Raw genomic sequence first — 19537 nt, forward strand, 5'->3', positions numbered from 1 at the left:
TATTCACAAAACAAAAGACTATAAAAGATGATTTAAAGATATATTAGCTATACTTATGCTTTTATTAAAATATAAACATGGCTAAACATATAGATAGCAAGATTCTATAAATAACACTACAAGCAGGAGAATGTATGAAAAATGAATTATTGCAAGATTTAGAAAATCGCTTTGAAACTTTAAATCATATTAGAAATTTAGCACAAAGCTATGATGAAAAATTGTTTTGTTATCTTTTAGACCAAAGCACATACAAAGATGAGTTTAAGAATAGATTCTTTATTATGCGAAATAACACTTATATTTTTAAGCTTAATGACTTTTTAACCTTTTTAGACCTTAGAAATTTAAGCGGTAGCTTCACAAGTTATACAAATAAAATAGGACTAGGATTTAAAACAAAAAGCTTTTTAAAAACAAACAATGAAGTCGTGCTAAATTTTGCTTACAAAGATGGCGTTCTAAAAGGCGGACAAAGTAAAGATGAGAAGCAAAAGACTAAAGAGATATTTTTCAATGAGATTTTAGCAAAAGATGAAATAGATGTGCTATTTGCAAGAAAAGCTTTACAAAACTTTGAACTCATAGGGCATTCAGCTTGTGGCGACTTTTCGGGGAATGCGGCGGACGCTTCATTGCGGCGTATGTCTAATACGCCTCATTCGCTTACCTTGCATAACCCCAAAAATTCACTCACAATCTTAGAATGCCAAGATTCTAAGCAAGATTCTAGCACGCAAAACGAGAGAGACAACGATAAGCTTAAAAATAGCTTAAAAGCAGGGGCTAATCTCTTAATCAAAGGCAATAACCTTTTAGCCTTGCACTCTTTAAAAAAGAAGTTTGCAAATAAAATAAAACTTATTTATATTGACCCGCCGTATAATACAGGCAATGATAGCTTTAATTATAATGACAACTTTAACCACTCTACTTGGCTTACCTTTATGAAAAATCGCCTTGAGATTGCAAGGGAATTTTTAAGAGATGATGGCGTGATATTTATACAATGTGATGACAACGAACAGGCATATTTAAAAGTGCTAATGGATGAGATTTTTGGGAGAGATAATTTTGTAGGGTGTTGCCCTGTTATCGTAAATCGTGGCGGTAGGGATTATGGGGGAATAGCAAAAACACACGATTATCTTTTAATCTATGGAAAAACATTATTGACAGAGCTTTATCAAATTGAAGATAAAGACAAAAAGTTTCAATTTAGCGATGAAAATGGTGGATTTAATTTAATGGAATTGAGAAACAGAAATATACGATTTAATAAGGAAAATCGCCCTAACTTGTATTATCCATTCTATATAAATCCAAATAATGCCGATGAAAATGAATTACTTGAAATTTCACTAGAATCAAAAAATAATTTTATAGAGTTGTATCCTCTTAAATCGCAAGATATTGATACCGTGTGGCGTTGGGGAAAAGAAAAAGCAGAAAAATTTTTAAATACCCAAATAAAAGGCAAGAGAAAACAAGATGGCGGATTTATGATAGTTCAAAAAAATAGGTTATCTCTAAAAAGGCAAAGAAGTATTTGGGATAATAGGGAATTTGTAAATGAAAGGGGAACAGAACACATTAAGCAAATGTTGGGTAGAGATTCTTTTTCATATCCAAAAAGCGAATTTTTACTTCAAAGAATTATAGAAATATCTACAAATGAAAACGATTTAGTAATGGACTTTTTCGCAGGAAGTGGAACGACTCTAGCAGTAGCTATGAAAATGAAAAGGCAATTTATAGGGATTGAACAAATGGAGTATATAGAATCTATCACAAAAGAGCGACTTAAAAAAGTGATAAATGGGGAGCAAGGGGGGATTAGCAAAGCGGTAGATTGGCAAGGAGGCGGAAGCTTTATCTATGCAGAGCTTATGCCTTTAAATGCAATATATAAAGAGAGAATAAAAAATATAAATGATGAAAAAATGCTAGATTCTATTTACAAAGATTTAGAATCTAAAGCTTTTTTGGATTATCGTATAGATTTAGATAGTATTTTAAAAGATAAAGAGTTTAAAGAATTAGATTTAAAAAATAAAAAAGAAGTTTTACTAAACATTTTAGATTCTAATATGGACTATGTGCTGTATGGGGATATAGAAGATGAGGATTATGCAATAAGCGATGAAACAATAGAGCTAAATAGAATCTTTTATGGGGATTGCCACGATTTTGCTAACGCAAAATCTCGCAATGACAAAAAAGGAAAATAATGTTTAATAAAAAGTTATATGAGACCTTACTAGAAGAGTTTGGAAAAAGAGGGTTGGAAGATATAGAGATACCTTTTTATATCAAAGAAAATTTATCCAAAGAGTTAAGAATCTACCAAGAAAAAGCACTGAAATATTATTATGCTAACATAGATTCTATAAAACAAAATCATTTAATGTTTAATATGGCAACAGGCAGTGGGAAAACGCTGATAATGGCGGCTTTAATACTTGACTGCTATAAAAGGGGATATAGAGATTTTATTTTCTTTGTAAATACTAATTCTATATTGGAAAAAACTAAGGCGAATTTTGCTGATAAATATTCAAGTAAATACCTTTTTAAAGAGAGTATCAATATAGATTCTGAAAATGTAGAGATTAATATTATTAATAATCTAAGTGAAAGTAAAGATGAATGTATCAATATACATTTTACGACTATACAGGCTCTATACTCTTTGTTTAAAAATGAAAAGGAAAATTCTTTAAGCTTTAGTGATTTAGTGGATAAAAAGATTGTGTTATTAGCTGATGAAGCACATCATTTAAATAGTGATACTAAAAGTAAAAGTGAAAAGGAAAATAAAGAGGGTTGGGAGACAATCATAACAAAGGCTTATGAAAGCAATAAAGAAAATTTATTATTTGAATTTAGTGCTACGATACCACAAGAGGCTAATGTTTTAGAAAAATATACAAATAAAATAATTTATGAATATGCTTTAAAAGAGTTTTGCAAAGACGGCTATTCTAAACGGATATTTCTAACAAAATATAACAATGAAACTTTAGAGTATAGAATCTTAGGAAGTATGCTAACAAGCCTTTATAGAGAGCTACTCGCACAAAAGCATAATATAATACTAAAACCTGTAATAATGTATAAAAGTGAATCTATAAATGAATCAAAGCAAAATGAAAAGTTTTTTATAAATTTTTTAGAAAATTTAGAAACTTCTCAAATAAGTAGCTTTTATGAAAGTATTAACAAAGAGAGTGAGCTTTTACATAAAAGCTTAGAATTTTTTAAAAGAGAATATGGCTTGTCGTATGCAAATAGCATTATCAACTTTTTAAAGAATAATTTTAAATCATTGTATATATTAAATACAAATGATGAAAAAGAGCTTGAAAAAAATCAAGTATTATTAAATACTTTGGAGGATACAAGCAATGAAATAAGAGTGATTTTTTCAGTAGATAAACTCAATGAGGGTTGGGATGTGCTAAACCTTTTTGATATAGTTAGACTTGGGGGTAGTAAAGTTAGCAAAGCTATTACGACTAAGGAAGTGCAACTCATAGGAAGAGGTGCTAGATATTATCCCTTTAAAGACCACTCATTTGAGCTTGATAGTGATTCTATTTATGTAAGAAAATATGATAACGACTTAGATAATGAGCTAAACGCATTAGAGAGACTAAGTTATCATACCATTAATGATGTTGCATTTATTGAAAATCTTAATGAAAGTATGAATAAGCAAGGCTTGCTATTTGAAGAAGAAAAAAAGCGTGTAGATTTAATTGTCAATGAAAAGATAAAGCCTATTATTAATAATAACAAAATTTATTATGCCAATAATAAAAGGATTAGAAGAGGGGATTTAACACTTCCTTTTACACCATTTGAAATAAAGCAGAAAATAAAAGGACTACAAATTCCACTTTTTTCAAACTCCATAAAAGAAAGTGAAGAGAAATTTGAGATTGTGAAAGAAGAATATGATTTACAAAACTCTTCAACACTTGAATTTATAGATACTAAATATTTTCTTAAAGCAATGAATATGTTAGGGCTTAGTTTTAAAGAAATTAATGAGAATCTTGACTTTAAAAGCAAAAGGGATTTTATAGAAAATTATTTAAAAAAAATATATGTATGCTTTTCAAAAAAACAAACATTTAATGTGGAAAATAAACTTGAAATAGCAAAGTATGTTTTGGAAAATTTTAAATCCTTAAAGCAAAGTATCAAGCAAGAATATGAAGTAAGTGAGTTTCAGTCTCATAAATTTAATATAAGCGATAGAATAATCTTTAAAAATGATGATAATTTTGAAGATTCTCAATTTGCTTGGCTATATCATAAGACATTTTGTTATGATAGTAAGCTAGAAAGAGAATTTTTGGAATTTATAGAGAGCAGAAAAAATGATATTGATAAGATGTTTTCTCAATGGTTTATTATAAGAAATGAGGGATTTAAAGAATTTAAAATTTATGATAATCGCGTAAATGAAGTAACTTATGGAATGGGCTTTGAGCCTGATTTTATTTTCTTTGGTAAAAGAAAAGATGAAGAGGATAACAAATTTTTAAGCATTCAATGTTTTATGGAAACAAAGGGTGAGCATTTAGCTCCTAAAGATAGTTGGAAAGAGGATTTTCTAGCAATGCTAAAGGGCAAAAAGATTAACACAGATACAAATCAAATATTGACATTAGAATCTTTACCATTTTTTATAAATAAAGATATAAGCAAAAATCAAACATTTATTGATGAATTTGATGGGTTTTTAAATAAGCAGAAATAAAGATTGCTAATAAACGCGATAAAACCTATACATTATGAACTCACACGCATTAAACCTGCACAGATTTTAGAGCGTATATATAAAAAATTCCAAAATTGAAACCACAGAAGATAATACACAAAAACCCTTTATCCTAATCATTGATGAAATCAATCGTGGAAATATCTCTAAGATTCTAGGAGAGCTTATTACCTTGCTAGAGCCTAGCAAACGAAAGGTGAAAAAGAAGCCCGTGAAGTGAAGCTGCCCTATAGCCAAGAGCCTTTTAGTGTGCCAAATAATCCCTACATTATCGGCACGATGAATACTGCTTGATAGAAGTATCGCATTGCTTGATACTGCATTGCGTAGGCGATTTGAGTTTATAGAAATGTTACCAGATTCTAACAAGCTGGAAAAAATCTCTTGTGAAAATGGCGAGATAGATTTACAAAAGCTATTAGAAGCGATGAATACCCGCATAGAATTTTTGCTTGATAGAGAGAGAAGCATAGGACACGCATTTTTTTATAGATGTAGAAAATCTTAATGATTTACAAGCAGTGTTTAAAAATAAGATTCTACCGCTTTTACAAGAATATTTCTATGATGATTATGCCAAGATAAATGCTGTGCTGAATAATAACGGAATGCTAGAATCTAAAACAATGAGTGATATGAAAATTTCTTTAAGCGATGATTTTGTAGATAGTGAAAAGAAAATATGGACAATCACAGATTCTAGCAAGTGGGATATTGAAACTTTTCAAACAATTTATAACAACGCAGAATCTAGCTAAGGCGAATCTGTGCCTACACTTTATATCGCTGAATATCAAAGCTTTGGAGTAGAAGATATACAAAAGACTTTAGAATATTGTAAGACAAAAGATTCTAAGCAAAAAGCACAAAAGATTTTTAATGAGCTAAAAGACTTTGCTAGTGATGAAAAGCACAACCATTTGTAGAAATTTTTGTGCGTATGTTTTTGAATGAATGTGAAAAACTCATCAAAGCTGGACTAAAAAGCGATTATCTTTGTATGACACAAAATAGGGTATTCCTTAAAGGTAAATTAGAGCTTAAAGAACATATCACACAAAATCTTATCCATAAAGAGAGATTTTTCACAAGTAGTGATGAATACACACAAGACATAACCCCAAACCGCCTGATACAATCAACACTTCATATTCTATCACGCTTAAGCCTTAGCCCTAGCACACAAACAAAGCTAGATTCTATGCGATTTATCTTTGCTGATATTAGCTCGAGTGAGAATATAGAATCTGACTTTATAAAATGTAATAATATGGGTAGGGCTAAAGAATATAAAATGATTATATTGTGGTGCAAGGTATTTTTAGGACAAAAAGCTTTTAGCCCTTATGTTGGAAGCGATAAGGCGATCGCATTTTTATTCCCGATGGAAAAACTTTTTGAATCTTTTGTGGGATTCTGGCTTAAAAAATGTGCTAAAGGCTTTGAAGTAAAAACACAAGAGAGTAGAAAATATCTACTACAAGATGAGAATAAAAACAATATATTTTGCTTAAAGCCTGATATTATAATGCGTAGTAAGGATAGAATTATCACTGTAGATACAAAGTGGAAAATCCCAGATTCTAACTCTAGTGAGAAAAAATATGGAATCTCACAAAGCGATCTCTATCAAATGTGGGCGTATGCGAGTAAGTATCGCTTAGAATCTAAAAAAGTTAGTGCAGTGCTTATCTATCCACAATGTGAAAGAACAAAAGACATAGAAGAGTTATGGAAAAATAAAAAATGCAGAATCCAGTAAAGATTCTATAAAGCTAGATTCTAATCAAAATAAAGATGCTATGCCAGAATCTAGCATTTCTATATCCCTTGCCTTTGCTCCATTATGCATGATGGATTAGAAATAATTTTTACAAAATAGACAAACAATCACAAAAAACAAACTTTAAATTCTAAACACAATGCAAACTCATAAAAAATTCAAGCAATAATTACAAAAAATTCGATATAATGACAGCTTTATGACTATATGTAATGTTAAATTATGGTGGTGTGGCTATGTTGGCTAGGTTTCAATCTTTAATACGACAATATTCTATAACTATAATGGTGATTATTGTAATCTATGCGTTGTCAGTGAATGAGCAGCTTGGAAAATTATGTGCTGGGGTTGCTATTTTGCTTTTTGGTATGCTTTTTTTAGGCGATGGGTTTAAGGCATTTTCTGGTGGATTTTTGGAAAAAACACTTACAAATTCCACAAAGACATCGCTTCGTAGCGTAATATTTGGCACGATCGTTACCACGCTTATGCAGTCATCAAGCCTTGTTTCAGTTTTATCTATCTCATTTGTGAGTGCCTCTTTAATCACTTTGATACAGGGTATTGGCGTGATGTTTGGGGCAAATCTTGGCAATACGACTGGTTCATGGCTTATCGCTGGGGCTTCTTCAATCAGCATTTCATCACTTGCCCTGCCGCTTATTGTCGGTGGTTTGCTTTTTAACTTTCAAAGCAATTTACTCTATAAAGGTGTGGGTAAGATTCTAGCGGGGCTTGGCTTCTTTTTCTTAGGCGTGTTTTATATTAAGGCTGGTTTTGAGGGTTTTAAAGATGTTATGGACTTATCTCAATATGAGTTTGAGGGTTATAAGGCGGTGCTTGGCTTCCTTTTTATAGGCGCATTGATTACTTCAATTATTCAAAGCTCACATGCTACACTTGCGATCATTATTACCGCATATTTTGAGCAGCAGATAGGCTATGAGCAGGCTTTAGCTGCGGTGCTTGGCACAAGTGTTGGTGGGGTGGTAACTGCTCTTGTGGCTTCAATTAGCACAAATATTGAGGGGAGAAGATTAGCGGTTGCAAATTGTATTTTTAACTTTACGACCGTGTTTATTGTCGCAGTGTTTTTTAACTACTTTGTGATGATAAATAATGCGATTTCTGATGCTATTGGCTTGGAGCAAGATTCTATTCTTAGACTTGCCGTATTTCATACGCTTTTTAACCTTTTTGGTGTTGTGTTACTTATCGCATTTATACCAAAGATTGCTAACTTTCTCACTAAAACTTTAAAAGGACACAATACAGGCGAGAATGTGCCTTTATTTATCAATGATAGCATATTGCCATATAAAGATACTGCGCTTGAAGCACTTGATAATGAAGTCAAGCATCTCTATGATAATGCGTTTGCAATCATTTCTCATACGATAGGATTCTCTAGAGCAGACATTCGCTCCACAAAAGAGTTTGATGAGATAAAAAATAATAAAGACTGGTTTAAGCAAACCTTTAATGTTACCGAGCTTTACAACACGCAAATTAAAGTATTATTTAATGCAATCATGGACTTTTCTACAAAGTTACAAACTTTTGCAAATGAAACACAATATGTTGAACGCATTGTGGTATTACAGATTGCCTCAAGGAAAATCGCAGAAGCGACCAAAAATATCGGTTTATTACAAGCAAATATGAAAAAACATGCAACAGGTAATAATCCTGCATTGCAAAAAGAATATGATGATATGCGTTTGGAGTTAGGACAGCTTTTGCGTATGATTGAAGAGATTAAACACGCACCAAAAGAAAGTCTGGAAGCCCTAAAAGATGACCTTAAAAAACAAAAGAAGTTTTTTAAACAACAGGATAAAGACGCCTTTAATGTCGTAGAAAAGCTGATACAAGAAAATGCAATTAATGCGGCTAATGGCACTTCGCTTTTGAATGATTTATCATTTATCCACAATGTAGCAAAAGAACTCATTAGTGCGGCAAATCATATCTATGGCATGTCAGATATTAAGGCAGTTGGCAAAGCAAATATACAGGATTAGGGGCTAATAAGTGTTGCTTTAGACGCTTATTTTTTGCAGATTCTCTAGTTTTGATTTATCGCTATGCTTTCTTACACTTAATTCCATGTTTTGCTATCTTTTTGCAATTTTGCTTTATTGTTCATAAACTTTCATATATTTACTTCTAAACTCACATTTAAAGCAATGTGGATTTGATTTTTTTTAATTCCACTTTTACACAAGCTAATACAAAACAAAGAAAAAGTAAAAATATACAAAACTCTAACATTTTTTAGGTATTATAACGGCTATTTGCCTATGAAAAGTGAGGAATATATGCCATTAGGTGCGATGAGTGCATTAATCACCCCATTTAAGAATGGAAAAATAGACACGCAGACTTACGAGTATCTTATCAAGCGACAAATCAAATATGGTATGGACGCATGTGTGCCAGCAGGCACAACTGGTGAGAGTGCTACTATGAGTCATAGCGAACATAAAGAGTGTATAGAAATTGCCGTGCAGACATGTAAAAACACAGGCATAAAGGTATTGGCAGGGGCTGGAAGTAATAATACGACTGAAGCCGTTGAGTTAGCACAATTTGCAGAAAAGTGTGGTGCAGATGCTATATTATCAGTTGCCCCATATTACAATAAGCCCACGCAAGAGGGCATTTATAGACACTATAAGGCAATAGCAGATTCTGTAAATATACCTATTATGCTTTATAATGTCCCATCACGCACAGGCTGTAATATCGAGGTAGAAACAGCAATAAGGCTTTTTAAATCAGTAAAAAATATATATGCGATTAAGGAAGCAAGTGGTATGCTTGATAAAGTGTATTCACTTATGAATATGCAAGAGAGTAATTCACAAAAGAGATTGCATATTTTAAGCGGTGATGATGCGCTTAATTATGGGATTTTATGCAGTGGTGGAAGTGGCGTTGTATCAGTAACGGGCAATATTTTCCCACAAGATATTGCTAACCTTTGTCATTTTGCAATAGAGCAAAAAAATGATGAGAGTTTAGCTATTTCTAATAAACTTTATGATATAAATAAAGCTTTGTTTTTTGAAAGCAATCCCATCCCGATTAAAGCGGCGATGTTTTTGCAGGGGCTTATCCCTACTTTGGAATATCGACTGCCATTGTGTGAGCCAAGCAAGGAATGCAAAGCGTTGCTTGAGAAAACTTTACAACATTATGAGGTGCAAAAATGAAAGAACAACTTACAAGTGAATACATGAAAGGCAAGACTCTGGTTATAAGTGGTGCTACTCGGGGTATCGGCAAGGCTATTCTTTATCGCTTTGCACGAGAAGGTGTGAATGTAGCTTTTACTTATAATAAGAATGAAGAGGAAGCACAAAAAATCGCACAAGATTTAGAATCTAAGTATCAAATCAAGGCAAGATATTATCCGCTTAATGTATTAGAGCCAGAGCAGTATGTAGGGCTATTTGAGCAGATTGATAAAGATTTTGATCGAGTGGATTTCTTTATATCAAATGCTATTATTTATGGACGAAGTGTTGTTGGTGGGTTTGCACCATTTATGCGTTTAAAGCCTAAAGGGTTAAATAATATTTACACAGCAACCGTGTTAGCCTTTGTCGTAGGTGCACAAGAGGCAGTTAAGCGTATGCAAAAAGTAGGCGGTGGCAATATTGTAACACTTAGCTCCACAGGAAATCTTGTCTATATGCCAAACTATGCAGGGCATGGTAACTCTAAAAATGCGGTAGAAACAATGGTAAAATACGCCGCACAAGATTTAGGCGAGTTTAATATCCGCGTAAATGCAGTGAGTGGCGGACCCATTGACACAGATGCACTAAAAGCTTTCCCAGATTATGATGAGGTAAAAGCAAAGGTTGAAGAACAAAGTCCATTAAAAAGAATGGGAACGCCAAATGACTTAGCAGGGGCTGCATTCTTCCTTTGTGATAATACGCAAAGCTCTTGGCTAACGGGACAAACTATTGTAATTGATGGTGGCACAACTTTCGTATAAGATTGAAGTTTTAAAGTGTGTATTTTGGGTGCATAATGCAGATATTGAATGCAATTATACGCAAGTATAGGGCATTTAGGGACTTTTGGCATACGCATATTGCTACTTATACTTACATCGACTTGTATCCGCATTTAAAGACTCCCTTAGATACTAACAATTCTGCACCAAATAAAAACAACTCAATAGATTCTGCATGCAATACTGCCCGCAATAAAGAGAGAGAAACTATAGAATCTATCCAACCTTATGTAGCACAAAATGAAACAGGTCTAGAATCTAGCATAAGTTTCGATAGGTTAAGTGATTCTAAGGATAGTAATGAGAAGTTAGAATCTAATAATTATGATTCAAGATTTAGTGCTAATTTAAATAATAGTGAAAGTTTAGATTCTATACACTCCACATTACAAAACTCCGCTTTCGCACAAACCACTATCACGCAAACAACAGAGAGTTTAGAGTCTAGTCCAAATGGGTGGGTGCAGGGTGCAGTAGTGCAAAATAAGGAAAATCTAAAACCTAGCCCTAGTGTCAGCAAATCGCAAGATTTCATAAGTAAATCAACACAGCATCTAGATTTCAATACGACGGCTTGTCATATTAACCTTGAGCAAAGCGAAAGGGAAATATCTAGCATAGAGTTAGAACAGAATCTAGATTCTAAACCAGCTTGTTATGTTGAGCGTAGCGAAACATCTAATATAGAATCTAAAACAGATTTTTCGCTTAACGCTCAAAATGACAATAAACAAAATCTAGATTCTATAAAATCTATGCCCCAAAGTTCAACATCCGCACAAGTAGCACAAAACCTAGATTCCAAAAATCATGCCCTAAACTCCCAGCCCCAAGCAGATTTAACACGAAATTTATACTCCACACAAACAACAAATAAAAATCCCAGCACAAAAGATACAATCCATTCCACACAGAATCTAACTCAAGCAAATCTAACCCCCTTGCTCCACGCCCTAAAAAAGCCCTATATCACATTAAATCAATTAAATAGCAATCACACAAAGCCACACCCACTAGCAAATATATTTCATTGCAAGAAAAGTATGCGAATGTATTATACAATCCTGCCGCTAAACTCATTAGAAGCAAGTAATATTGACATTGAAAAAAGCGAGTTAAAAAGCCCAAATATGCTAGATTCCATCGTGCCACTAAAAGCAAAAAGCAATGGATTAATACCTTACAACTATGAATGCAAATATTTCTTACAGAATCAAAACAAAACACATTTTAACTTTCAGCTTTTTGCGATAAAAAGTGAAGTTCTAGAATCTTATGCCCTAAAGTATTCAGGCAAGATTCTATGCTTAAACCCACTTGAAATGTTTTCATCGCTTTTCACACTCTACCCGCATTTAAAACGCTACACCATCATTTTTCAAGATTCTAACAAACATGCCTCATGCCATTACACACAGGGCTTTTTAACCATAAGTGTTGTGTTGGAACGCACTGAAGCCTTGCAGAATTATTATTCATTGATTGAGGATTTTGGTGAGATTTTTTATTGTGATTTTAGTGGCAAGGCAGATTTATTGCTAGATTTTAAGGACATTGCAAGCCTATTTAACCTGCCTTTGAAAGAATGTTTGCAGCTACTTGCATTAGAGTATATCCGCACAAAACCAGCTTATATTCACTTTTACGCAAGGGCATTTTATAGTATGCGTTCATTCCTAAAAATGCTTTTATTTGCAACTTTATGTATATTTATATTCTATTTTTTAGCACTTTTTTATCATAAATATGAGTATTTTCAATATCTAAGGCATGAAGCCCTTACACATAGCACGCAAATAGATTCCCTCTATCACAAAAAGCAGCAATATCCACTCATGTATGAAAAACTTTTTGAAAATCTTTTAACTAAGCAAAGCCTAAATTTTTGCTTGCAACAAGACTATAACGAGATAGAATCTACATGGATACAAACAGATTGTAATAAACCTTGATAGCTAATAATGTAAAGTTTTTACTATTTTTGTAAAAATATTTTACATTTATATTGACAATATATGTAAAGTATGCTAATATTCTAAGCATAAAGGACATAATATGGATAAAAACAGCACATTAAGAGATCGCCTGCGGGAGTTAGGCATAAAGATTGTAGATTTAGCAAATATGCTAGATATATCACGCCCCACACTCTATAAGCATATAGAATCTTATGAGACAAATGCGTTAGAAAATCTTGATTCTAGCTATATCGCATTGTTTAATTACATTACGCAAAATGAGTTTATCAATGCGAAAAATGTCTTTATCTATATCACGCAAAATATCTTAAGACTTAAAGAGAAAGATTTTCAGAACAAGGTAACAATCACAGGCAACGCACAAAAAGATGCTTTCATTACCTTGCTTTTAGAATCTAATCGCTTTGATGACTTACTTGGCTATTTTATTTCATGTTATGAACTTTTAGAGAAAGACACATTAAGCGATGAAAGCAAGGCATTTTTGCAACCACTTTTAAAGCTTTATGAAAGTCTTGGTTTAAAACTTTAATTTTATTATAAGGAGCATATTATGGCAAAGAAAGAAACACAGCAAAGAGTTTTGGTAATCAAAAACCTTAAAAATATCGGCGTTAGTCAAATGGATTCTGATTATAACTTAAGCGATAAACCAGAAGAATTAGTTCTAAATACAAGCTATACAGGCGATCATCATGGCGGCTTAGTAACATCACTATTGAAAAAAATTGACTATATTGCCTGTGAAACACATGCTAGATTTTTTGAAGATGGGGAAGAAAGACTTGCCAAACTAAGAGAGTTAATCACAGAGGCTGGTGCCAACAATATTCTTTTAGACTGGATATAGAATCCTTCTTTATAATTACAAAAAAAATTCGATAAGATTTATACATAAGTCTATACTTTTGCTTTTTTTGTATTAATAAAGGAATGATACTTCAGGCAAATTTTAGACTATTCGTTGCTTTGATATTTCACACATGATATATAAGAACTTGTTTTTTATCACTTATACCACTTAGGGAGCTTTTCCATACCAGAATCTTTAAACATATCTATTTTGCTTTTAGCATTTATCTCCCAGTAATCTAAGTCTTGATTAAAGCTTGTAGCACTCTCGAACATTCTATCCATATATCTTACATTGTGCATACGCCAGAATCTTAACTCTTGATTAAAAGAAGTTGCATTTCTAAACATTTCGCTAGTATTCCACACATCAGCAAGATTCCATTTATTTAAGGGCTGATTAAACTCTTTTGCATTTTTAAACATAGCACTCATGCTTGTTACATGGCTTACATTCCATGTGTTTAGGCTTTGATTAAATTTCAATGCCCCTTCAAACATAGATCGCATTTCACGCACTTTTGACACATTCCAAGATTCTAAAGGTTGGTTAAACTCTTTTGCATTTTTAAACATAGCAAACATACTTTCCACTCTACCTACATTCCAAGAATTTAGGGGTTGATTAAAGCTTATTGCATTTTCAAACATATTTTCCATATATTTTACTTTACTTACATTCCAAGCGTTAATATTTTGATTAAAAGAAGTAGCAAAAGCAAACATGGCATTCATATTGATGACATTTGCCACATTAAGAGATTCTAAAGCGCCATTAAAAGACTTTGCACCAAAAAACATCTCACGCATACTTTCGACATTTCTTGTGTCCCATTTATTTAGACTTTGGTTAAAACTTTCTGCTTCAAAAAACATGGCATTCATATAACGCACATTCGCCACATTCCAAGATTCTAAAGACTGATTAAAAGCTTTAGCTCTTGCAAACATGTTATTCATGCTTTCAACTTTAGCTACATTCCATCGTGAAATATCTTGATTAAACTGCATGGCATCAGCAAACATAAAGTCCATATTTGTAACATTTGCTACATTCCATTTAGAAATATCATGGTTGAAATACTTTGCATGATCAAACATTGCATACATATTGGTAACATTTTTGACATTCCAAGATTCTATACCGCTAAAATCTCTCCGCATCGAGTTTTTAAATAACGCACTCATGTCTGTAACCGCACTTGTATCAATGTCGCCTAGCTTTATGGTATTATTATCCACAAGGGCTTTTAGCTCGTTTTTTGTCTGCGGTGCGTGAAGTTTTTTTGTAGTTTTTGGTTTTGTAGCTTTTTGTTTAGAAACTAGCTTTTCTTCTGTGTCTTTTAGATTAGATTCTAGGCTTGTATCTTGTGTTTTTGTGTCTTGTTTTTTATCTTTATTTACATTGCTTTTAGAATCTTCTGTGTTTGGGTCAGCTTTAGAATCTTTTTCTGTTTTACTCGTAGTTTCTTTAGAATCTTTAGAATCCGGTGTTGTATTTTTCACACAACCTAGCATTACAATATGACAAAAAAATAAAGTGGCAATAAAGATAAAACGCATAACTATTCCTTTACTTTATAGATTCTAAAACTTAGCATGATTTAGGGCTATATAATCTCTTGCCTTTGTTTTTGTATATCAAACACAAGGGTATTATTTTTTACATTAATATGGGCTACCCCGCCTTTACGCAGTTCTCCAAATAGCATGGCATTGCTTAAAGGAAGCTTAATAGCAGAATCTATAGTTTTTTTAATCTCCCTTGCCCCAAGTGCTTTATCAATAGATTGTTGCGCTATAAATTGTGCGGCTTTTGTGCTAAGCTTTAGCGTAATATGCTTTTCTTTTAGCGTTTCGTTTAAATCGGCGATATATTTTTGTGCGATTTTTTGCAGTTCATTCACACCAAGTGGCATAAAGGGGATAATCGCATCAAGCCTACTGCGAAACTCTGGGCTAAAAGTATCCTTAATCGCCATGCCAACTCTATGCTCACTTGTATCAAGGAATCCCACAGAGTTACCCTCTTTACTCCCTGCATTACTCGTCATAATCAAAATCACATTTTTAAAGTCAGCTTTATTATTTTGATTATCCGTTAATGTCGCAGAATCCATGATTTGCAACAAAATATTATACACATCGCTGTGTGCCTTTTCAATCTCATCAAGCAATAATACACAATGCGGATTTATGCGTATTTTATTGATTAAAAGCCCACCTTCTTCATAGCCTACATATCCAGCAGGAGAGCCAATCAGCTTACTAATGCTATGAGATTCTGCGTATTCACTCATATCGATTCGCTCAAATTTAATGCCAAGTATTTTTGCTAATTCCTTGCTTAACTCAGTCTTGCCAACACCAGAAGGACCAGTGAAGAGAAAACTTGCAATTGGGCGGTGCAATTCACCCAAACCAGCCTTATTAATTTTTATCTTTTCTACGATTTTCTCAATTGCTTTATCTTGAGAAAAAATGCGTTTTTTAAGTTTTGATTCTAGATTCTTTAATAGCATACTTTCATCGGCATTAATCGTTGATTTTGGAATGTTTGTAATTGAAGCCATAAGCGATTCAATATGCTCTTTGGTGATGATTTTATGCTGTGTTTTAGAATCTTTTTTTGTTTTCTTTGTCTTTGTTAGCTTCTCTAAAGTCTCATTTTTTTTCTCATCATTGCATAAAAACTCGTTTAATTGTGCCTTTGCTCCAGCCTCATCCATTAAATCTATGGCTTTATCGGGCAAATGTCTCTCTGTGATATACTTGCTTGATAGGCTCACACAGGCTTTTATCGCTTCATTTTCATAGGTTACATTATGAAACTTTTCATAAAGCGGTGCGATTTTCTCAAGGATTAATAGGCATTCATCTTCACTTGGCTCTTCGACTTTTATCTGCGTAAAACGGCGTGCTAATGCCTTATCCTTATCAAATGAGTTTTTATAATCATGACTTGTAGTCGCACCAATGCAACGCAGTCTCCCACTAGCAAGCATAGGCTTTAAAAGATTTGAAAAGTCCATGCCACCGCTATTTGACTGACCCGCTCCAACAATCATGTGAATCTCATCAAAGAAAATAATGATATTCTTATCTTTCTCCACTTCAGCTAGAATCTTTTTAATACGCGTTTCAAACTCGCCACGATACTTTGTCCCCGCCACAACAGAGCTTACATCAACCGCATAAATCACATTGTTAAGCAATTTTGCAGGCACACTTCCCTCTACGATACGCAATGCTAAGCCCTCCACAATGGCACTTTTGCCAACTCCAGCCTCACCTATTAACATAGGATTATTTTTCTTGCGACGGCATAGCACTTGTGCGATTTGATTGATCTCTAAATCTCTACCTATAAGCGGATCAATTTTTCCTTCAATAGCTAATTGATTAAGATTTTTTGCGTATTTTTCAAGCTGACTTTGAGAATCTTTTGTTTTTTCCCTAGAGACATGCTCATCAAAATCTACCACAATACGCATTACATCTTCTATTTGAATGCCTTGTGCTTTTAATAATCTCGCACAATAGCAATCCTCTTCTTGCATAAGGGCTACAAAAAAATCACCAATTCCAACACTAGCCTTTTGTGCGTTTTTTGCATGTGAAATCATGTGATCAAATACACGCATAAAGGCTGGTGTTTGGTGTGGTGCTTCTAATTCTTTTAGGGCTCTTCCCTTTGGTATATGTTTTTCTAAATACGCACTAAGAGAATCCATTAAAATCTTTGTATTTGCCCCAGTTGCTTCGACGAGTTCTCTACCCAAAGGATTCTCAAGCATGACATAAAAAGCATGCTCAATCGTTAAAACATTATGTCGCATATCTTCTACAAAATGAAGTGTTTTTTGAAAAATGTTTGATAAAGTCGAATTTAGCTCATCCATTTTAACCCCTACATAACATCACGCAAAACAAGTCGCAATGGCATACCACTATCTCGTATAAAATTTGTCGCCATGCTAAACTTTAGCTCCGCAATATCATAGGGATACACACCGCAACTTCCCTCGCCTGTGTTATGCACAAACTGCGTGATTGTTTGTGCATCAAGCATACTCTTGTTAAACACACGCATAAGCAAGGTAATAACAAAATCAACGCTTGTATAATCATCATTTAGCAGGATAATCTCTTGCATTCTGGGCTGGGCTATCTCTACCTCATGCAATGTTTCAAAATTAGCAGAATCTGAATATTCATATTTATTATCTGGCATTATAAACTCCACTTGTTGATTCAACAAAGCTTCATTTTATCAAAAATTCACTTAGTTTTTGCAATTATTTTTATATTTTAAATGATTATATTGAGCTTAAATTGCGATATTAAATGCAAGTTATATAACGTTGTAAAACATAAATTTATGCTTTTTTGAATTTTTAGGATAAAATGTTAGAAATGTAAAGAATATAAAACATGAAACATACGCACATTAAAAGGAAAAGCGATGAAAGCACAAGGATTTATCCATAAATACGGCGACAATGTAGATACTGATGTTATTATTCCCGCAAGGTATTTAAACACCGCAGATCATAGGGAGCTTGCAAGTCATTGTATGGAGGACATTGATAAGGATTTTGTGAAAAAAGTGAAGAATGGCGATATTATGGTGGGCGGATGGAACTTTGGCTGTGGGAGTAGCAGGGAACACGCACCTATTGCGATTAAGGCAAGTGGGATAAGCTGCATTATCGCAAAAAGCTTTGCTAGAATCTTTTACCGCAATGCGATTAATATCGGCTTAGCGATTATTGAATCTGAAGAGATAGCAGACTTTTTACAAGATGGCGATAGTGTAAGCATTGACTTTGATAAAGGTGAAATTATAGAATCTAAAAGCCAAAAAAGCTTTAGCACAACGCCCTTTCCACCTTTTATACAAGAGATTATCAACGCAAATGGGTATTTGAACTGGATAGCGAAAAATAAGAAGTAGGTTGTGTATTTATTTTTTACTAAGCATAAAAACCTCACGACTCACAAAACGAAGCGTCTTTAGAAAATTTCTTAGAAAAATTTTGAAAAGAGATTGGATATTTGATGCTTTTAATTTGCCTCCATCATTTGTGAAACATGTTAAAACAAGCATCAAGAATAAACATCACATGATTTTATTTAAGATCCATGTGGTATAGACAGCGTTTTCTCTTGATGCTTTTATGAAATCTTAACTCTATTTCTTAATATTTGTTTTCAAAGTCCCAATACCTTGTATTTCACATACGACTTCATCACCTATTTTTAAAAACTTAGGCGGTGTAAATCCCATGCCAACGCCACTTGGAGTCCCCATAGATATGATACTACCCGCCTTTAATGTAAAATATGAGGATAATTCAGCAATGACATGTGGCACATCAAAAATTAGCTTAGAAGTGTTGCTATTTTGCCGCAACTCACCATTCACATAACTTTTAATATCAAGGTTTGTAATATCCAAATCATCACGCAAAACAATACATGGACCCATAGGAAATGCACCCTCTAAACTTTTACCCGCATACCACTGCTTATGCTTTTGTTGCAAATCCCTTGCGGAAATATCATTGCCTATCGTGTATCCAAATACAAAATTAAGCGCATTTTCTCTTGTTGCATGGCGACAATCCTTGCCGATGATTACCACAAGCTCAACTTCATAATCTAGCTGATTTGTATTATTTGTGATGAAAAAATCACCATTTGGTGCGTTGCACTCATTAATGCGTTTGCTAAAATAGACTGCCTCTTCGCGTTTGCCATCGAATGCTTCATTCTTAAAACGCATAGATTCTACTGCGTGTTCCATGTAATTAATGCCAAGACAGATAACATCTTGCATAGGCGTTTTAATAGGTGCGAGTAGCGTTATATCGCTAAGTGGTATGAGTGGATTTGGCTTATTTAGATATTGCTTGAAGCTATTATAATGCACGATAAAATCGTTCATATTATTGCTTATATCAAGTGGCATAACCATTGCATCATTCTCACATAAGATTCCCAAAAATTCAATGCCTTTATCTAAGAATCTTACAAGCTTACCATGTAATTCCATTCTTTATCCTTTTGTGATTTTATTACAAACCTTAATGATA

General features: G+C 33.3%; 15 protein-coding genes and 1 pseudogene. 12 read left to right on the forward strand and 4 right to left on the reverse strand.

What is annotated here, in order from left to right; translation table 11 throughout:
- Nucleotides 1–134: 134 nt before the first annotated feature.
- The 11 genes and pseudogenes from C6H08_RS11740 (at nt 135) to C6H08_RS01840 (ending at nt 13437) form a co-directional block, all read left to right on the forward strand.
- Complete coding sequence (locus C6H08_RS11740; RefSeq protein ID WP_034580221.1) at nt 135–2231, forward strand: site-specific DNA-methyltransferase; 2097 nt, start codon at nt 135–137, stop codon at nt 2229–2231.
- The gene (locus tag C6H08_RS01800; RefSeq protein ID WP_034580220.1) at nt 2231–4771 is read left to right on the forward strand and encodes a DEAD/DEAH box helicase family protein; all 2541 of its coding nucleotides are present in this window, start codon (nt 2231–2233) and stop codon (nt 4769–4771) included. The genes C6H08_RS11740 and C6H08_RS01800 overlap by 1 nt, the downstream gene beginning before the upstream one ends.
- Before the next feature lie 79 nt (nt 4772–4850).
- Nucleotides 4851–5550: pseudogene (locus tag C6H08_RS11200) on the forward strand (McrB family protein); the annotation flags it as partial.
- A gap of 9 nt (nt 5551–5559) precedes the next feature.
- On the forward strand, nt 5560–5718 hold the full coding sequence (locus C6H08_RS11205) for a hypothetical protein (RefSeq protein ID WP_158656787.1): 159 nt from the start codon (nt 5560–5562) through the stop codon (nt 5716–5718).
- A 14-nt stretch (nt 5719–5732) separates the two neighbouring features.
- Nucleotides 5733–6554, forward strand: coding sequence for a 5-methylcytosine restriction system specificity protein McrC (locus C6H08_RS01810; protein ID WP_052093005.1), 822 nt, complete (start codon nt 5733–5735; stop codon nt 6552–6554).
- Between the two features lie 233 nt (nt 6555–6787).
- Nucleotides 6788–8599: a Na/Pi cotransporter family protein gene (locus C6H08_RS01815; protein WP_052093007.1), complete on the forward strand. Its 1812-nt coding sequence runs from the start codon at nt 6788–6790 to the stop codon at nt 8597–8599.
- Nucleotides 8600–8896: 297 nt separating this feature from the next.
- Complete coding sequence (gene dapA, locus C6H08_RS01820) at nt 8897–9793, forward strand: 4-hydroxy-tetrahydrodipicolinate synthase (protein WP_034580690.1); 897 nt, start codon at nt 8897–8899, stop codon at nt 9791–9793.
- Nucleotides 9790–10587 (forward strand): enoyl-ACP reductase, encoded by a 798-nt coding sequence (locus tag C6H08_RS01825; protein WP_005219380.1) that lies wholly within the window; start codon nt 9790–9792, stop codon nt 10585–10587. Before dapA ends, C6H08_RS01825 begins: the two co-directional genes overlap by 4 nt.
- 35 nt (nt 10588–10622) lie before the next feature.
- The gene (locus C6H08_RS01830) at nt 10623–12560 is read left to right on the forward strand and encodes a hypothetical protein (protein ID WP_034580219.1); all 1938 of its coding nucleotides are present in this window, start codon (nt 10623–10625) and stop codon (nt 12558–12560) included.
- 103 nt (nt 12561–12663) lie between these two features.
- Nucleotides 12664–13119, forward strand: coding sequence for a helix-turn-helix domain-containing protein (locus tag C6H08_RS01835; protein WP_034565624.1), 456 nt, complete (start codon nt 12664–12666; stop codon nt 13117–13119).
- Nucleotides 13120–13140: 21 nt separating this feature from the next.
- Nucleotides 13141–13437: a hypothetical protein gene (locus C6H08_RS01840; protein WP_034565625.1), complete on the forward strand. Its 297-nt coding sequence runs from the start codon at nt 13141–13143 to the stop codon at nt 13435–13437.
- Between the two features lie 158 nt (nt 13438–13595).
- Here the strand turns inward: C6H08_RS01840 and C6H08_RS01845 are convergent, their stop codons facing one another.
- Genes C6H08_RS01845 through C6H08_RS01855 form a run of 3 tightly spaced genes read right to left on the reverse strand, consistent with a single transcriptional unit; the run spans nt 13596 to nt 17673 of the window.
- Nucleotides 13596–15002: a BspA family leucine-rich repeat surface protein gene (locus C6H08_RS01845; RefSeq protein ID WP_034565626.1), complete on the reverse strand. Its 1407-nt coding sequence runs from the start codon at nt 15000–15002 to the stop codon at nt 13596–13598.
- A gap of 47 nt (nt 15003–15049) precedes the next feature.
- Entirely contained in the window at nt 15050–17341 is a 2292-nt protein-coding gene (locus tag C6H08_RS01850) for an AAA family ATPase (protein ID WP_034565628.1), read from the reverse strand.
- Between the two features lie 8 nt (nt 17342–17349).
- Nucleotides 17350–17673 carry an ATP-dependent Clp protease adaptor ClpS gene (locus C6H08_RS01855; RefSeq protein ID WP_004087200.1) on the reverse strand — a complete coding sequence of 108 codons (324 nt, stop codon included), beginning with the start codon at nt 17671–17673 and terminating at the stop codon, nt 17350–17352.
- Between the two features lie 231 nt (nt 17674–17904).
- On the opposite strand from C6H08_RS01855, the gene leuD reads away from it, so the two are divergent.
- The gene (gene leuD, locus C6H08_RS01860) at nt 17905–18396 is read left to right on the forward strand and encodes a 3-isopropylmalate dehydratase small subunit (RefSeq protein ID WP_034565629.1); all 492 of its coding nucleotides are present in this window, start codon (nt 17905–17907) and stop codon (nt 18394–18396) included.
- 237 nt (nt 18397–18633) lie between these two features.
- Here leuD and C6H08_RS01865 read toward each other — a convergent pair whose 3' ends face one another.
- Nucleotides 18634–19497 (reverse strand): fumarylacetoacetate hydrolase family protein, encoded by an 864-nt coding sequence (locus C6H08_RS01865; RefSeq protein WP_034580218.1) that lies wholly within the window; start codon nt 19495–19497, stop codon nt 18634–18636.
- Nucleotides 19498–19537: the final 40 nt, after the last annotated feature.

Origin of the sequence: Helicobacter bilis, from assembly GCF_900198365.1 — a bacterium.
Lineage (GTDB): Bacteria > Campylobacterota > Campylobacteria > Campylobacterales > Helicobacteraceae > Helicobacter_A > Helicobacter_A bilis_B.

What these genes read in the sequence shown, in the direction of transcription:
- C6H08_RS11740 (WP_034580221.1), top strand. Translation starts at nt 135, where the DNA reads ATGAAAAATGAATTATTGCAAGATTTAGAAAATCGCTTTGAAACTTTA.
- C6H08_RS01800 (WP_034580220.1), top strand. Translation starts at nt 2,231, where the DNA reads ATGTTTAATAAAAAGTTATATGAGACCTTACTAGAAGAGTTTGGAAAA.
- C6H08_RS01810 (WP_052093005.1), top strand. Translation starts at nt 5,733, where the DNA reads ATGTTTTTGAATGAATGTGAAAAACTCATCAAAGCTGGACTAAAAAGC.
- C6H08_RS01815 (WP_052093007.1), top strand. Translation starts at nt 6,788, where the DNA reads ATGTTAAATTATGGTGGTGTGGCTATGTTGGCTAGGTTTCAATCTTTA.
- dapA (WP_034580690.1), top strand. Translation starts at nt 8,897, where the DNA reads ATGCCATTAGGTGCGATGAGTGCATTAATCACCCCATTTAAGAATGGA.
- C6H08_RS01825 (WP_005219380.1), top strand. Translation starts at nt 9,790, where the DNA reads ATGAAAGAACAACTTACAAGTGAATACATGAAAGGCAAGACTCTGGTT.
- C6H08_RS01830 (WP_034580219.1), top strand. Translation starts at nt 10,623, where the DNA reads ATGCAGATATTGAATGCAATTATACGCAAGTATAGGGCATTTAGGGAC.
- C6H08_RS01835 (WP_034565624.1), top strand. Translation starts at nt 12,664, where the DNA reads ATGGATAAAAACAGCACATTAAGAGATCGCCTGCGGGAGTTAGGCATA.
- C6H08_RS01840 (WP_034565625.1), top strand. Translation starts at nt 13,141, where the DNA reads ATGGCAAAGAAAGAAACACAGCAAAGAGTTTTGGTAATCAAAAACCTT.
- C6H08_RS01845 (WP_034565626.1), bottom strand. Translation starts at nt 15,002, where the DNA reads ATGCGTTTTATCTTTATTGCCACTTTATTTTTTTGTCATATTGTAATG.
- C6H08_RS01850 (WP_034565628.1), bottom strand. Translation starts at nt 17,341, where the DNA reads ATGGATGAGCTAAATTCGACTTTATCAAACATTTTTCAAAAAACACTT.
- C6H08_RS01855 (WP_004087200.1), bottom strand. Translation starts at nt 17,673, where the DNA reads ATGCCAGATAATAAATATGAATATTCAGATTCTGCTAATTTTGAAACA.
- leuD (WP_034565629.1), top strand. Translation starts at nt 17,905, where the DNA reads ATGAAAGCACAAGGATTTATCCATAAATACGGCGACAATGTAGATACT.
- C6H08_RS01865 (WP_034580218.1), bottom strand. Translation starts at nt 19,497, where the DNA reads ATGGAATTACATGGTAAGCTTGTAAGATTCTTAGATAAAGGCATTGAA.